Genomic DNA, 17,014 nt, shown 5'->3' on the forward strand with positions numbered 1-17,014 from the left:
CTACTCCCCTACTGAAACGCACTCAAGTGAGTGAAGACTCTTTGGCTGCATATCACTCCAGTGTAATTCGATATACGCAAGACAAGCTTGTCTACTATCTTGTTCATGAACAACATCCCACCCGGCTGGTACATCGAGAAAGGCTGGCCAGACAGAATGCTGGCCTTCCTTATTTACTAACACTTTATACATAAAGTTATCGTTTTCAAATGGATTCGTCATACTTTATTTACCCCTTTCATCGCTTGCTGTCTACTAGCTAATACTTGTCCGATTTCTGTAAGTGGTCCTGGCTGACATAAATCTTTATGTCGGCAATCAATATCATATTGTTCAATTTCCCCATCTATATAACTAAGCCATGTATCTGGAGAAATCGGATCAAACCATTCTGGTATGATTGTTGATCTAAAGAATACAAGGTTTCCATGAAATTGTTTTGGAACATACTTTCCTAAAAGACCAACAGAATTTACGTATGTTTCTTTCAAGTTCAAAATTGTTTCCTCTTCCAGACTCGCTAATGCACTGCCATCCCTGCGAAGTATATCAATAGCGTTTGCCATATCAAGTGGTTTTCCATCCATGTTATCTGGGTCGTATCCTCCTAATGCAAGTAGGGCAATAAGCGCTTCTTCCTCACTAGGCGCTTCTGTATTTGGTAAAAAGTGACCGGGATAAGAATCCAACATAACAAGCAGTTCAACTTCTTCTCCTTGATTTTGCAAATGAGTTGCCATTGCATGAACAACGTTTCCTCCGAGAGACCAACCTAACAACCTGTACGGCCCATGTGGCTGTATCTCACGAATGTGCTCAAGATAGTCAGCAGCCATTTCGTCTAATGATTTTGGAAGTTCTTCACTTTTTGCAATGCCGCGTGCCTGTACACCATAAATTGGATGATTGCTTCCTAAAGACTTCATTAATCCTGCATAACACCAGCTAAGTCCACCTGCTGGATGTACACAGAACATAGGTAACTCTTCACCGCTTGTTCTTAATGGCAAGATTACATCTAGCGCACTTTGGCTCGTCCCCATCTCAAGTATTTCAGCAAGCCCTGCAACTGTCGGTACCGCAAATAAGCTACCAATACTTAACTCTACTCCTAGCGCTTCCCTGATCCGGCTCATTAACTGCACAGCAAGTAAGGAATGACCGCCAAGATCAAAGAAACCATCATCAATGCCAATTCGAGGTAAATTCAAAACCTCTGTAAATAAATCACATAAAATTTCCTCTTTTGGTGTTCTTGGTCCTCGGCTTATCGTAGATACCATGAATTCAGGTGCTGGTAATGCTTTACGATCTAACTTACCATTTGGAGTTAAAGGTAATTCACTTATCATAACGAAAGCATATGGTACCATATAATCAGGTAGACTAAGTCCTACATATTGGCGCATTTCAGCTGTATCAATGTTTACATGTTCTGACGAAACAATATAGGAAACTAATCGCTTATCACCAGGCTGATCTTCACGTACAATGACAGCTACTTGTTCAACATGAGAGTGCTGCATAATAACGGCTTCAATTTCGCCAAGTTCAATTCGGAAACCTCGAATCTTAATTTGATGGTCTGCACGACCGATATAGTCTAATGTGCCATCTTGACACCAACGCGCCAAATCTCCTGTACGATACATTCGAGTACCAGGTTTCCCGTATGGATCTGCTATAAATCGTTCCGCAGTTAACCCTGCACGACCTAAATACCCACGAGCAAGCCCTGCTCCTGCAACATACATTTCTCCTACCACTCCTGGTGGTACAGGTTGTAAGTAATTATCTAATACGTATACTTTAAGATCTGGTATACTACATCCTATTAAGCTGTTTGCTCGTAAAGATACAATATTTTGATCCAGCTCGATATAGCTTACATGTACAGTTGTTTCTGTAATACCATACATATTAATAAGCTTAGGCGAATTTTCTGGATGACGACTATACCAATCTTCTAGACGACTTAATTCCAGTGCTTCTCCGCCAAAAACGACATATCGTAAGGAAAGCTTTTGCCCTAATTCAACATTTTCGCGATCTGCTTGCATAAGTTGATAAAATGCTGATGGTGTCTGATTTAAAACTGTTACCTTTTCCTGGACAAGCAGATTTAAAAATTCTCTAGGTGAACGACTCACAGTGTGTGGTACGACAACAAGACGTCCCCCATACAATAGCGGCCCCCAAATTTCCCAAACTGAAAAATCAAAAGCATAAGAATGGAACATTGTCCAAACATCTTCCGAATCAAATTGGAACCAATGGTCAGTTGCCCCAAGTAGCCTTATAACATTCTGATGAGGAATCATTACACCTTTTGGTCTTCCTGTTGAACCTGATGTATAAATTACATAAGCAATGTGTAAAGGTGATAGTGGCTGTATTCGTTCCACATTTTCTATATTCTCTTCACCATATTTGTTTAATGTCTCCATTATTTTGAAATCGTCTACTACAATCGTTACGGTCTCTGCACTCTCTATTGTCACTTGTGTGTTCGTAATCATACAGACAGGCCTAGCATCACTTAGCATGAATGAAATCCGATCCGATGGATAATCAGGATCTAGCGGTAAATATCCTGCCCCCGCTTTCAAAACTGCTAACAAACTCACAACCATATCAACAGATCTTGGTATCGCTAAAGCAACCATTTGCTCTGGACCTACTCCTTTTTCAATTAACAGACGTGCAAGTTTATTCGATCTCTTATTTAACTCTTCATAAGTTAGCGTAGTGTCCTCAAATACGACAGCGGTTGCATCTGGCGTTAAGCGAACTTGTTTCTCAAATAATTCCGGTAAGGTCATTTCAGGCGCAATTTGAAAGCCGCCATTCCATTTTTCAAGTACTGTTTGACGCTCTTCTTCGTCCAAAATTTCCAAACGCCCAATAGGTTGTTCTGGATCTTCTACTGCGTCTTCTAATAAATGAATGAAACGACTCACAAGTTTCTGAGCTGTCTCACGCTTAAATAAATCTGTACTAAATTCAAGTAAACCATGTAATCCATTTGGCTGACCTTCAGACGTACTACGTTCACTTATTTCTATCGTCATATCAAACTTCGAAGAACCAACACTCTTAATCTCAAGATGCGTTTCTAGATTCGGTATATCAAGTGTAGCCTCTGGTGTATTTTGAAAAGCTAACATAATTTGGAATAGTGGATGACTATTTCTCGAACGCACAGGGTTCAACACTTCAACAAGTCTTTCAAATGGAACATCTTGATGTTCATATGCTGAAAGGTTAACTTTACGCACCCTGCTTAACAGTTCACTAAAGCTAGGATCTCCAGACGTATCTGTACGTAAAACGAGTGTATTTACGAACAATCCGACAATATCTCCAAGCGCATCATCACTACGCCCAGCAATTGGACTACCTATTGGAATATCCGTTCCAGCCCCTAATCGTGTAAGTAATGCAGCAAGTCCGGATTGTAGGATCATAAACAAACTAACACCATTTTTACGAGCAAGCTCTAATAATCGTTCATGTAACTCTGGATTCACATGAAAATCTATCGTTTCTCCGCAATAGCTCGTTTCCACAGGACGTTGATAATCTGTAGGTAACTCAAGTTGGGCTGGTAACCCCTTCAATTCTTCTTTCCAAAACTCAATTTGTTGTGAAATGAGACTACCTTGTGCACTCTCATTTCCTAATAGTTCTTGTTGCCAAAGGGCATAATCGGCATACTGTACTGGCAGTGACTTCCACTGAACTGATTCACCTTTACAATGTGCTTGATACGCAGTTGCTATGTCTCTTGACAATGGGTTTAATGACCATCCATCCCCTACAATATGATGCAATAATACAAGTAACACATGTTCATCCGGATTTATTTCAAAAAGCTCCATACGGATAGCTGGCTCTTCTGCAAGATTAAAGCTATATCTTACAGCTTCAGCAAGTACTTTAGGTAATTCTGAATCAGTAGTCTGCGTAACAATTAAAGTAGGATTTGCCTCATTTGTCTCCAAAATTTGCTGATGTGACGTACCAAGCGTGTTAGGAAAAATAGTTCGAAGTGTCTCATGTCGATCGACGATATCATAAAATGCAGCTTGTAAAGCTTCTCGATTTAATTCACCAGACATTCGAATGACTACTGGAATATTGTAAGTTGGGCTTGGACCTTCTAAACAATTCAAGAACCATAAACGACGCTGTGCAAAAGAAAGAGGAACTTCTCTTGGACGCTCTACTTTCTGAATAGCTGGCCTTGCACTCTGCGTGCTATCTAATTGTTTAACTAGTTCAGCGACTGTAGGTGATTCAAATAGTTTTTCAATGCCTAATTCCACACCTAATGTTTCACGAATACGTCCCATTAACCGGGAAGCTAACAGAGAATGTCCGCCTATTTCAAAGAAGTTATCATCGATTCCAATCCGCGCTATACTAAGCACTTCCGCAAATAAATCACATAAAATTTCTTCTTGTGGATTTCTAGCTACGCGTTCACTAACAAGTAAATTGAAGTCAGGTGCTGGTAACACTTTCCGATTAATCTTTCCGTTCGGTGTCAATGGCAATTCAGACATCATCATAATTGCTGACGGTATCATATAACCTGGTAGGCTCCCTTCTGCATATGTTCGAATTTCTGCAAGGTCAAGATTTCCATCAGCATCAGGTACAATGTAAGCAACCAAACGTTTATCGCCAGGTCGATCTTCTCGAACGATTACAACGACTTGCTCAACATGAGGGTGCTGAGATAATACAGTTTCCACTTCAGATAACTCGATACGGAATCCATGAATCTTAATTTGATGATCTGCACGACTCACATAATCTAACGAACCATCCTTACGCCATTTAACAAGATCGCCCGTACGGTACATTCGTGTACCAAGTTTCCCAAATGGATTAGCAACAAATCGTTCAGCTGTTAATTCTGGTCTTCCTAAATATCCATTGGCAAGCCCCGTACCAGCAATATATAATTCTCCCACCACTCCTGGTGGTACAGGTTGTAAACCTGCATCTAGTACATATACTTCAGTATTCCAAATTGGTCTTCCAATAGAAGGTGTACCACTCTCTTCTTCATTCATATCCATGAAAGTTGACCAAATTGTTGTTTCAGTTGGTCCATAAAGATTTGTAACATGACAATTTAATTCTTTTAACCGAGACGCTAGATTCGATGGAAGCGCCTCACCACCAACAAGAACTTTAAGTCCTATTAATCTTTCTGGATAATCTGTTACAAGCGCATGCCAAAGTGTTGGTGTAGCTTGCATAATTGTGATGTTTTCCTTTTGAATGATTTCTGTTAATGCTGAAGAATCTTGAACTGCTTCTTTTTGGGCAATTTGAACGCTTGCTCCACTAATAAGTGGTAAATAAATTTCTAAAGCTGAAATATCAAACGCAAAGGTTGTAACAGCCAACAAACGATCATTTACATGTAATGAGAATTGATCTTGCATCGCCAATAAAAAGTTGCTTAAGCTTTGCATCGGCACAACGACACCTTTTGGCTTACCTGTTGACCCCGAAGTATAAATTGTATACGCAGGATTTAAGGGTGCTGCTCCATCAAATGAATCTAGGTTATTTTTCTGGTATCCTCTTAACTCTTCTTTTGTATCCTGATTATCAAGCACAACTCTTGTTATATGATCCCCATTCGGTAAATCACCTAAAACAGAAGAATGTGTTAGAATACAAGCAGGCTTAGCATCGCTTAATATATACGTAATTCGATCCTCTGGATATTCTGGGTCGATTGGTAAATATGCTGCTCCCGTCTTAAGAACTGCTAACATTCCGATAACCATCTCTACAGATCTTGGAAATGCTAACGCTACAAATTCCTTAGATTGAACTCCTCGTTCTAACAAGAAATGAGCAAGTTGATTTACTTGTTCATTTAATTCTTTATAAGTAAGTTCTATTCCATCACATATGACAGCAATAGAATCAGGAGATTTACTTACTTGTTTTTCAATGAGAGCAGGTACACTTACGAATGAACTTTCTTTCATAGTTTGATTCCACTCTACTAAATGCTTGCGTTCCTCATGAAGTAAGAGTTCCAGTTTTCCAATCGGTGAATCTACCTGAAGATCCGATATATCTTCCAGAAGATTCACAAATCTTTTTTTATGATTTATTAACTCTTCTAATCTATATACTTCAGGGTTTGCATCAAAATGAATCCTTAAGCCATTTTCGTCAAACTCGTTTGACACATTTATTGAAAGATCATCAACCGGTCCTGCCGAAAGATTATGTTTAACCCCATGATTTCCTGCAAAACTCAAGGCATAGTCAAATGGCATCACATTAATCATTGGACCAAATAACCTTTGATTTTCTCCCAATAATTTAAGATCTCGGCGTAATTCTTCATGACGATACTTATGATGAAAACGAATATCAAGAACCTCATTAGAAACCTGCCCGACAACCTCAGCAAGACTCATATTAGAGCTTATAGACAAGCGGAGCGGGACTACATTCATGACCATACCAGGGATATTGATCGATGCTGATCCTAAACGTCCCATCATCGGTAAACCTAGAACTATATCCTGTGTACTTGTTAATTTATGTATATAAATCGCAGTTGCAGCTATGATAAGATCCGGCCAATTCGCATTACAATCATGTGCAACCTTCCGCAAAGATTCTGTACTTAAACGAGACAAATGTGCTGGTTGGCGAAGAAATGTCTTCGATGTTCTAGGAGCACGTTCCGCTAAACTTACTACTTCTGGTTGATCTTGGAACCGTTCTAACCAAAAGCTATGATCTTTCTCAAATTGCTCCGATGCACGATACGCAGCATCCTCCTTTAAAATGGTATATAAAGAACCAAATGATCTCTCATCATACGATTGATTATTCATGAATGCCGTATATACTCTTGCTACTCTTTGCGCAAGTAAAGAAAATCCGTATCCATCCATCACTATGTGATGGATGCGCTGATACCAAAAGAAACGATTGGAAGCGACTTTAAAAAGCGCCTCCGTATACAGCTTGTCCTTTTTCAGATTCACTGGCGTAGATAAATCCACTTGCATCCACGCTTCAGCGGCTTTTTGGGGATTTTCTTCAGTACTAACATCAATAATATGCATATGAAATTCAGGTGAATCATCGATAACTTGCCATGGCCCTTTCGCATCTTCTTCAAAGTGAACATGTAAAGATTCAGCTTCCATTACAACTTTACGCACAGCTAATTCAAATGTTTTCACATCAACTGAACCATGTATTTCTATGTATTCACCCGTATTATAAATTGGATTTTTTGGATCAAGTTGCTGCGCAAACCACATACCCGTTTGCGCACCTGACAATGAATGACGAACCTTTTGACAATGAGACATTCGTATTTACCCCTTTATCTATCTGTATTTGATAGCACCTTTTCCTCTTGAGAGGACACCAAATTAAACCAGTCATAAATTGTTGGACGCTCAGCCAAATCTGCGAATGTAACTTCTACACCTATTTGGCGCCATTTCTCTACTAAACTCATAATTCTAACTGAGTCAAGCCCTCTATTTAATAAATCTTCGTTCTCTCCAATATCCACTGGTAATTCACGAAGCAATTCAGCAACTTGTTCACGTACCGATTGTAATGTGAATCCTGTATTTTCTTCTGCTGCAGACGTTTCTTTTAAACTTTGTAAATCTTTTAATAATAAATTCGTTATTATAGTTACTGCACATCGATCAGATGCGTACTGCAAAGCTTGTTTATGATGTTCTTGTGAAAAATCAGCAACCGCATCAGCGACGAAGAATGGTTGTATCCCATCCATAAATGCTTCGCATGCCGTTAAAAGACATCCAATATGTGCATAAACCCCACAAATAATAAGCTGATCACGCCCTTGTTCACGTAAAATCTCTAGAAGATTTGTTTTCTTAAAAGCACTATATCTCCATTTTGTAAGGAAAATATCATCCTCATCAGGAGTGAGCTCATCTACAATTTTCTTCTTGTGAGGCCCATCAGGAATACCCGCCCCCCAAAAATCTTGCAATAATCCTCTTTGCTCTAGCGTTTGTCCACCTGGTTGTGCAGTATAAACGACAGGAACACCAATTTCCTTACATGTTTTTCTGATAGATTGAATATTTGAAATCAGTTCTACTCTTGGTGATTCCTCTGCATGATATGCATCAAGAAAATACTCTTGCATGTCATGAATAAGAAGAACAGCACGTTTCGTATCTGGCTTCCACGTTACTTTATTATTTGGTAAATCTGACTCTAATGGCATTGGGTATACTGAGATAGCTGGAATAGCCATCTAATCACTTCCTTTCGAATTGTTAAGAATATTTATTTGTCATTTATTACTTCATGATAGATTTAAGTTTTTCAGCAATTGCCTTCCGTAATTCTTTCTTACTCACTTTTCCGACACCAGTCTGTGGAAACGAGTCTATAAATTCAATTCGATCTGGAATTTTATATGCCGCAATTCCTCGATCTCTTAAAAACATTTTCAAATGCCCTACAGTCGGTGTTTCCCCGCGAGCTATAACGAAAGCACAAGTACGTTCACCTAAATAATCGTCTGGCATAGATACTATTGCAACATCGTGTACCGCTGCATGAGCTAACAGATGATTTTCAACTTCTTCAGCCGCAACTTTCTCTCCACCACGATTAATCTGATCCTTATCGCGTCCTTCAACCACTAAATAACCTTGCTCATTTATTTTGACAAGATCGCCTGTGCGGTAAAAACCATCCGAAGTAAAGGATTTAGCGTTATGCTCTTCAGCTTTATAGTATCCACGAATTGTATATGGTCCACGAGTTAATAAACTCCCCACTTGACCTGGCTCTACGTCATTATCATATTCATCAACTACACGAACTTCATCAAACTCTGACATTGGTCTTCCTTGCGTATGAATAATGATATCTTCTGCATCATCAAGTCTCGTATAATTCACTAACCCTTCGGCCATACCAAAAACTTGTTGCAATGTACAACCGAATGCCGGGCGTATACGCTTGGCCACTTCCGCGCTAAACTTTGCACCGCCTACCTGTAAAACTTGCAGGCTAGATAAATCATTATTGCGTGAAGCTATTGCGTCAAGCCATACCATTGCAAGGGGTGGCACAAGTGCTGTAATCGTGACACGTTCCTTCTCAATAAGAGAGAACGCTTCATCTGGACTTCCCCCAGAAGCTAGAACAATCCGCCCACCTGCATATAACGTCCCAAGAGTCCCCGGCGAACTAAGCGGATAGTTATGTGCAACTGGAAGCACAGCAAGATACACACTATCTTGATCCAATTTACAAATTTGAGCACTCACTCTTAAACTATAAATATAGTCATCATGTGTTCTGGGAATTAATTTAGATAATCCTGTTGTTCCGCCTGATAGTTGCAAGAAAGCTACATCGCTAGATTTTACTTCTGACAGATTGACCGGATTCATATAAAGATCACGAATTCCTACAAATTCCTCCGCCTCTCCTACAACAATTACATGTTGCAACGTTGGAACTTTTTCTTTTATTTCTCTTGCAAGTTTTCGATAGTCGAATCCAAGCTGTTTATCAGAAATAATATAAGCCGTTGCTTCAGCAAATTCACAAAAATAGCTTATTTCACTACTTCGGTGTGACGGCAAAGCAAAAACTGGAACTGCACCAATGCGAAAAAGCGCAAAGCAGACTTCGAAAAACTCCGTAATATTTGGTAAATGAAGAACCACTCGATCCGTTTGTTTAATTCCTAAATTTAGAAATCCTGCAGCTAATTGATCTACTCTTTTGTCCAGTTCACTATAGCTTAAGTGTTTTTCGCCACTTGTCACTGCAATCTGGTCACCATGTTTCATCGCACGTTCTCGCAGCATCTCTCCAAAGGTCTCTCCGCGCCAGCACCCCTCTTCTTTATATCGATCTGCAAATTCCTTTGGCCACTCCTGGCATCCTGTTAACATCATTTATCCCCCTAACTTCTATTTCAAAGATTCATCATTTAATCCCATAGCCCGAAGCATTGTACGAAACTTAGCTGATGTTTCAGCTAGCTCATCTTCAGGTTTTGACTCCGCAACAATACCAGCTCCTGCGAATAAACGAAGGGAATTCTCTTCAACCTCCGCACAACGAATCGTAACAATCCATTCACCGTCACCATTCAGATCACTCCAACCAAGCATTCCCGTGAAAAATTCTCGATCAAACGGTTCAATTTCGTTAATAGCCTCTCGAGCTTTTTCTGTCGGAGTTCCACAAACTGCTGGTGTAGGATGAAGCGCAAGTGCTAATTCTAATGCAGACACTGATACGTCTAGTAATTCTCCTTTTACTTCAGTAGATAAATGCCACATTGCTTCACTATTTATTAATGATGGTTTTTCCGGAACATGCAATGTACGACAGTACGGACGAAGCGCCGCAGCTACTGCTTCAACAACAACAGCATGTTCATGTAAATCTTTAGCTGAAGAAAGCAACTCATCTGCTCGTCTCTTATCTTCTTCAGGGTCTTTACTTCGAGGTCTAGAGCCTGCAAGCGGATTAGAAATGATTTGCATTCCACTCCGTGAGACAAGTAACTCTGGACTCGCTCCTATGAGTGTATGACTACGCTTTGGTGAAGCATCACAATTCTCTATTTCTTCACTCTTCGGTAAATCTACCGCAAACGTATACCCCTGTTTATTGTGCTGCGCTAAATCACAAAGTAGTTTTTGAATGTCAACCTTTTCTGGAGATTTCAAATCCAATAATCTAGATAGAACGATTTTCTTTAGGTCACCGCTCTTTATTTTAGCTACTCCTTGCTCTACACCACGCATATATTCTGAAGATGACGGAATAGGGTTCATTTCATATGTAAGTGCAGGTGATTGCTGGATTCGATCTGTAAAATCAAATTGCAGACGATCTGCTAGCCTGCTCTCCCGAGGTACAACGAGCTGTACCGATTTTGTACGATCAAAAGGTAGCGCTCCTACAACAATTGGATTAGGATGGCCAGCTTGTTTCGCATTGCTTAATACAGCACGAACTAGCTCAGGAAAATTTTCTGCCTGACTATGTTTCACCGTTGCAAATGTTCCTTCGGCAAGTATTGTACGATACGGTGAAGCAAAAAAGAATGAAGATCCAGCTCTATAGTCATCTAGTAATTTTGTCGCTAACTCCTTTAAAGCAGTTGTATGATTCATTATTTTAAAGCCCCCTATATGTAATTTAGATTCCTAAAGTAGCGCCGCCATCAATGCATAGATTATGCATCGTAATATGGCTTGCTTTATCTGACGCTAAAAATAGAACTGCTTCAGCAATCTCTGAAGGCGTTGCTATTTTTTTTAATGGAATTCCTAATCTATATGTATCTTGTGAGCCTGCAATAATTTTTTCAGCCCCATTTTCATCTATCCAAAGTAACCTCTGCATCTCTGTCTCAGTTGAACCAGGAGAAACTAAATTACAGCGAATATTATATTCTGCAAGCTCAAGACCAAGACATTTTGTAAACATCGTTGCAGCAGCTTTCGATGCTACATACGCAGCCATTTCCATTCTAGGTACACTGGCAGCATTTGACCCTACAGTTACAATCGCACCAGACTGCCGTGACATCATACGTCTACTCACAGATCGTGATACATAAAACACCCCTGTAGCATTTACAGAAAAAGTCTTGTCCCAATCTTCATCACTTAAAGAGTGAATTGCATTCATCTTCAAAACACCAGCAACATTAACTAAAATATCAATTTGCCCCATTGTATCCTCAATCTGATTTACTGTATTTTCCACTGCGGAACTATCACTCACATCTAAAGCGAATACTTTCAAAGAGCTGCCTCTTGTTGCATGATAATCTGAAAGCTTATTGAGTTCTAAAATATTCTTATCAACCGCTGCAACTTTTGCCCCTCTTTCCGCAAGCATGTTCGCTACAGTCTCTCCAATTCCTTGTGCTGCACCAGTAACTAATGCAATCTTCCCATCAAATTCCCCAAAATCCATATTCTCAATTCCTTTCCTTACAACGAATCGATCTAGTTTATCTTGTATATTCTCAATTGCAGATTAATAAAGTTAACCTAATTAATCTGTGCAAAGAAAATATTTAAACAAACATCACCAACTAATAATGATATTGATAATCATTATCATTATATTTACGAAAATCATACACATATTAAACTTATCAGTCAAGTGCAATTTAATCTTAATTTCAGTCTCAATAAACTAGGTAATACTCACTTAGTATTAATTGATAATGATTTTCATTTTCTTTTGTACACCGAAATGATAATGTTTATCAACAGTCTTGTCAATCTTTTTTTATTTTTCAGATAAAATATTTTATTATGTCCCCATACTTATCTGCATAAAAATCTCTGCTTTTATTGTAAATATAAACTTTTTTCATCCTATTTTCTGTGAAAATAATAGATTTAAAAAATTAAATTGAAACTTTCAAATTTCCTAATTAATAATCATACATTTTATCATTAATTACATAAAAATCTTTATTTTATAATAAAAACCATCATATTGAACATTTAATTTCTCAATAAATTTCTGAAAAAATTTTATTAAGAAATTTATTTAAAAATAACTATTTACATCTTTTTCTCTAAACAACACTTCCTTCAAACATAAATCATACCGATATAACTATATGAAAAAAGGACATATGCCCACTATTAAGCATATGTCCTCTCATAATTAAAATTTACTATTAACCTTTTTATTAGTTTTATTATTTCACCACAAACCGAGTCTCACTACAACCATTCTTCTGCTTCGTTACCTCTAAAACTGCTGGCATTGCGTTTTTCAACTCTTGAACGTGTGAAATAACGCCAATAAATCGTCCTGATTTTTGTAAATCAATCAATGCATCGATCGCTTTTGTTAATGACTCTTCATCTAGCGAGCCAAATCCTTCATCGATAAACATGGTTTCGATAGAAATACCGCCTTCATATGCCTGGATCACATCTGCCATACCAAGTGCTAGACAAAGCGATGCATTAAATTTTTCCCCGCCAGACAATGTTTTTACGTCACGTGTTTGACCTGTATATGCGTCATATACATCTAATCCTAGTCCACTTTGACGATTTCGTTTTTCAACTCTTTCACTTCGTTTTAAATAGAACTGGCCGTTTGATAGTTTACGAAGTCTTTCGTTAGCAATTTGAACAATTTGTTCTAAATACTCAATTAAAATGTAACGTTCAAACGAAATACGACTTTCGTTATCCCCTTTCATGACTTCATATAAATCAACAAGTTCTTGGAAAGCTTTTTCTTCTTCATGAATTTGTTCATCAATTCGTCTAATGTTTTCATGCAAATCGGTAATGTATGCAACTGCACTTTGGGCACGCTGGCGCTTTTCTTTTGTAATATCAAGCTGAATTCCTAACTCTTTCATTTGTTCTTCTAGAGCTGTAATGTCCGTCCATTCTTTCCCGCTTAATTCATTTACTAGTTCCTCAATTTGTTTAGCCAATACTTCTAAGGATGAATAGTACTCTTGAATTTGCTCATGCAAATGCTTCATTTCTACATCTGTTAATTTTGCTTCTTTATAAGCTTGTTGGTCGATAAATCCACCTTGTTCAAGCTCTGTCGTAAAGCGAAGTAAAGTCTCTTCTTGCTTTTCTTTTGCATGACTTACTTGCTTTAGAGCACCACCATACTCAGCTTGTATGCGTATATTTTCATTTTGCCAATATTGATAAGCTTCTTGTACTTTCTTCCACTCCTCTTCCATAAAGCGAAGTGTGCTAACAGCTTGATCAAATTGTTTTTTCCAGGCTTCTAACGTTTGTAAGTCCTCATGGGTTTTTTGCTGATCATGTTCATAGGACGTACGAAGTTGCATGCACTCCATTTCAGTACGATGCTGCATCACTTCAGCTTCGCGTTTTTGCTTCTGTAATTCTTCTACTTTTTCTTCTAATCCTTTTACACTTAACGCTAGCTGTTTACGTTTTTCTTCACTTTCCTTTAATGTGTTTACCTCAGCTGCTAGTTGTTTTCCGTTTTGCACTAGCGTACGGTATGTTTCAACTAACTCTTCTGAACGGTATCCTCGTTTTACGACTTCATCTATTACTTGCTCATATTGTAATCTGTAGAAATTCCATTTCTCTTCTACTTGAACATGTAATTTTTCAGCAACTGTTTTCTTTTCGCGCAGTTCATTTAGCTGTTTTTCATCAATGGAATCTCCACGTTCTGTAGCTTTCTTTGGATGATCTATGCTACCACATACAGGACAAGATTCACCTTCATGAAGATGAAGAGCTAACATTCCTGCTTGCTCATTTAACCAACGATGCTCCATCTCTTCATATGCTTTAACTGCAACCTCCATCTTTTGATTTGCAACTTCTTTTTCTTGTTCATATTTTTGCTTTTCTTGCCAAACGTCATATGCTTGCTTTAGTACTTTTGCATCTTCCCGCATATTTGTTAGCTCTTCTACTTTTGCTACATATTGCTCAAGTGCAACCTCTAGCTGTTGTAATTCTCCGGCAATTTGTTGTTTTTGAGAAATCTGTCCTTCTAGCTGTTTCTCAAACTTCTGAATACCTTCCTTCAATTTCCCACTTTGAAGTTCTGCCTGTTGCAATTTTGATTTTTTCTCTGCTAATGAAGCAATAATTGGCTGTAACTCTTCTAATCTTTGTACAGTTTTCTTACCTTCTTCACGAACAGACTCTTTACCCTTTAATTCTTCATATTTCTCATAAGCAAGTTCAAACGCCTTAACCGTCTTTTCTTTTTTTACAGATATTTGTTTCAATAATTGTTCAGCATTTTGTTCACTCTGTACCGCTTCTTCATACCATTGTTCAAATGGTAATAATCGTTTCGCTTGTTCAGCAAGTTTAAAGCGTTGTTCTTCTGTTTCTATTTGTTCTCGATTTGCTTGTAAAACTGCTTGTTTCTCTTGTTTTTGCTGTAAATCTTTGAACTTTTCATTAATAGACTTAGCTGTATGAAAACGATCTTCGGCTTTTTTTAATTGCTGCGTTTGCAATGTTTGCTGCGCTTGTAATTGTTCAACTTCCGCCTCATAGCAATTTTTTTCTTGTTCAAGCGCTTCGACTACTTGGTGCGTATTTACATGTTCCTGTTGAACTAATGTCTCTAATAATGAATCATCTCGAACCGGTAATTTAAAAACATTACGGAAGTACAGTTCTCTTTCTTTTTGCTTTTCTTGTAAGACGTCTTTCCACTGTTTACGTTTTTGATCTAACAATTCACGCATTAATTTATAACGATCTGTTTTAAAAATACGACGTAAAATTTCTTCTTTATTTTCTGTTTCAGACGTTAATAGTTTTCGGAATTCTCCTTGCGGAAGCATAACAATTTGACTAAATTGATGTTTGCTAAGTCCGATTAAATCTTCAACCTTTTTGTTCACATCTGTCACATGAAAACGATCCACACATGGAACCTTCTCATCACCTATTACTTCATATAGCTCAACAGCATGCCCTGTAACTGTTTTATTCCCTTGTTTTTTATGACCGAGCTGTCTTTTTATTTCGTATTGCTTTCCTTTCAAACGGAAGGTTAATTCTACACTTGTGTATATATTATCATCAGCAAATTGGCTACGTAGCATACTCGTATCACTACGTTCTTCTCCGCTCGCTTCCCCATATAATACATAACAAATCGCATCAAATATCGTTGTTTTCCCAGCTCCCGTATTTCCTGAAATAGCAAAAATACGGTGATCGCCAAGATCGCTGAAATCGATAACTTCTCGCTGTTTATACGGACCAAATGCGGTCATAATAAGCTGAAGTGGTCTCATCCTCGTTCACCTTCCCGTTCCTGCACTGTTTGTAATACGTCTAAGAAAAGACGTTCTTTCTCTTCTGATAAATCTGAGCCCTTCATTTCTCTATAAAAAGCTTTCAAAAGGGATAGATCATCTGTTTTATGTCTAGAAACAGTAACTTCATTGGTTTCTGTAAATTCTCGTCTTTGCATAGAACGTTCAACATGCATAGCATTTGGATATACAGAACGAATTTTTTCCATTGGCTGCAGTACAGGATTTTCATCTAATAACTTTACGAAGACATAATCTTCACTTGTTGGATACTTTAATAAATCATCTATTTTCGCTTCTACTGTTCGCATTTGGCGACGAGGTGTAAATAAACACTTTTCTATTTCCACTTGACCTGTTTCGTCTAATTCCACAATATAATACCCTTTTTTATGCCGCTCTTCAGAAATAGAATACGCAAGTGGTGAACCAGAATAACGAATCGTTTCATTACGTACAAAGTGCGCTTGGTGCAAATGCCCAAGTGCTGTGTAATGAAACTTATCAAAATAATGACTATTTACGTATTCAGCACCGCCGATGGAAAGCGGACGCTCTGCATCACTCGTATTTTCTTCTGCTTCACCTGAAGAAGTGACAAATGCATGGCCTACAAATACGTGTCTTGCTTCTTGATTCATCGTTTCTGAAAGTTCATTCATGAAAATACGCATCGCATCATCATGCGACCGAATATCTTCATTTTTCATCACATGTCTTACAATACTTGGATCCGCATATGGGATTAAATGGAAATGAACTTCCCCATACTTATCATGTAAAACAACTGGTTCATACGGAAATTGAAATTGGCCAACAATATGTAACCCTTGTTTTTTCATTAAACTGCTGCCAAAATGAATACGGTCTGGACTATCATGATTCCCTGCTACTGCAATTACTGGCGTTTGTAAATCAATCACTATCTTTTTTAATACATCATTTAGTAAATCTACTGCTTCTGTTGGAGGAATCGCTCGGTCATACAAATCACCTGCAATAATTACGGCATCTGGTTTTTCTTCTTCCACAGCTTGAACGAACTGATCTAATACAATTCGTTGATCTTCGGTCATATACACACCGTGAACAAGTTTTCCTAAATGCCAATCCGCTGTATGAAAAAACTTCATCTTTTCCTTC

8 protein-coding genes are annotated in these 17,014 nt (G+C 38.2%); all 8 read right to left on the reverse strand.

The genetic code is table 11. The features are described 5' to 3' along the window. Entirely contained in the window at positions 1-222 is a 222-nt protein-coding gene (locus tag ORL93_RS04735) for an MbtH family protein (RefSeq protein WP_016114820.1), read from the reverse strand. Further along, positions 219-7,373 (reverse strand): amino acid adenylation domain-containing protein, encoded by a 7,155-nt coding sequence (locus tag ORL93_RS04740; protein ID WP_265958709.1) that lies wholly within the window; start codon positions 7,371-7,373, stop codon positions 219-221. Before ORL93_RS04740 ends, ORL93_RS04735 begins: the two co-directional genes overlap by 4 nt. Before the next feature lie 14 nt (positions 7,374-7,387). Then, complete coding sequence (locus ORL93_RS04745; protein ID WP_265958710.1) at positions 7,388-8,308, reverse strand: isochorismatase; 921 nt, start codon at positions 8,306-8,308, stop codon at positions 7,388-7,390. A 46-nt stretch (positions 8,309-8,354) separates the two neighbouring features. Further along, entirely contained in the window at positions 8,355-9,971 is a 1,617-nt protein-coding gene (locus tag ORL93_RS04750) for a (2,3-dihydroxybenzoyl)adenylate synthase (RefSeq protein ID WP_097795285.1), read from the reverse strand. 18 nt (positions 9,972-9,989) lie between these two features. Further along, positions 9,990-11,207, reverse strand: a complete 1,218-nt coding sequence (dhbC, locus tag ORL93_RS04755; protein WP_265958711.1) for an isochorismate synthase DhbC — start codon at positions 11,205-11,207, stop codon at positions 9,990-9,992. Positions 11,208-11,232: 25 nt separating this feature from the next. Continuing rightward, positions 11,233-12,018 (reverse strand): 2,3-dihydro-2,3-dihydroxybenzoate dehydrogenase, encoded by a 786-nt coding sequence (locus tag ORL93_RS04760; protein ID WP_265958712.1) that lies wholly within the window; start codon positions 12,016-12,018, stop codon positions 11,233-11,235. Positions 12,019-12,760: 742 nt separating this feature from the next. After that, complete coding sequence (locus ORL93_RS04765) at positions 12,761-15,850, reverse strand: AAA family ATPase (RefSeq protein ID WP_097795286.1); 3,090 nt, start codon at positions 15,848-15,850, stop codon at positions 12,761-12,763. Beyond that, positions 15,847-17,004 carry an exonuclease SbcCD subunit D gene (locus ORL93_RS04770; protein WP_040119557.1) on the reverse strand — a complete coding sequence of 386 codons (1,158 nt, stop codon included), beginning with the start codon at positions 17,002-17,004 and terminating at the stop codon, positions 15,847-15,849. The genes ORL93_RS04765 and ORL93_RS04770 overlap by 4 nt, the downstream gene beginning before the upstream one ends. Positions 17,005-17,014: the final 10 nt, after the last annotated feature.

It is taken from the genome of Bacillus sp. DHT2, from assembly GCF_026241455.1.
Lineage (GTDB): Bacteria > Bacillota > Bacilli > Bacillales > Bacillaceae_G > Bacillus_A > Bacillus_A pseudomycoides.

Coding starts and splice junctions, on each gene's coding strand:
- ORL93_RS04735 (WP_016114820.1), bottom strand. CDS start 222: ATGACGAATCCATTTGAAAACGATAACTTTATGTATAAAGTGTTAGTA.
- ORL93_RS04740 (WP_265958709.1), bottom strand. CDS start 7,373: ATGTCTCATTGTCAAAAGGTTCGTCATTCATTGTCAGGTGCGCAAACG.
- ORL93_RS04745 (WP_265958710.1), bottom strand. CDS start 8,308: ATGGCTATTCCAGCTATCTCAGTATACCCAATGCCATTAGAGTCAGAT.
- ORL93_RS04750 (WP_097795285.1), bottom strand. CDS start 9,971: ATGTTAACAGGATGCCAGGAGTGGCCAAAGGAATTTGCAGATCGATAT.
- dhbC (WP_265958711.1), bottom strand. CDS start 11,207: ATGAATCATACAACTGCTTTAAAGGAGTTAGCGACAAAATTACTAGAT.
- ORL93_RS04760 (WP_265958712.1), bottom strand. CDS start 12,018: ATGGATTTTGGGGAATTTGATGGGAAGATTGCATTAGTTACTGGTGCA.
- ORL93_RS04765 (WP_097795286.1), bottom strand. CDS start 15,850: ATGAGACCACTTCAGCTTATTATGACCGCATTTGGTCCGTATAAACAG.
- ORL93_RS04770 (WP_040119557.1), bottom strand. CDS start 17,004: ATGAAGTTTTTTCATACAGCGGATTGGCATTTAGGAAAACTTGTTCAC.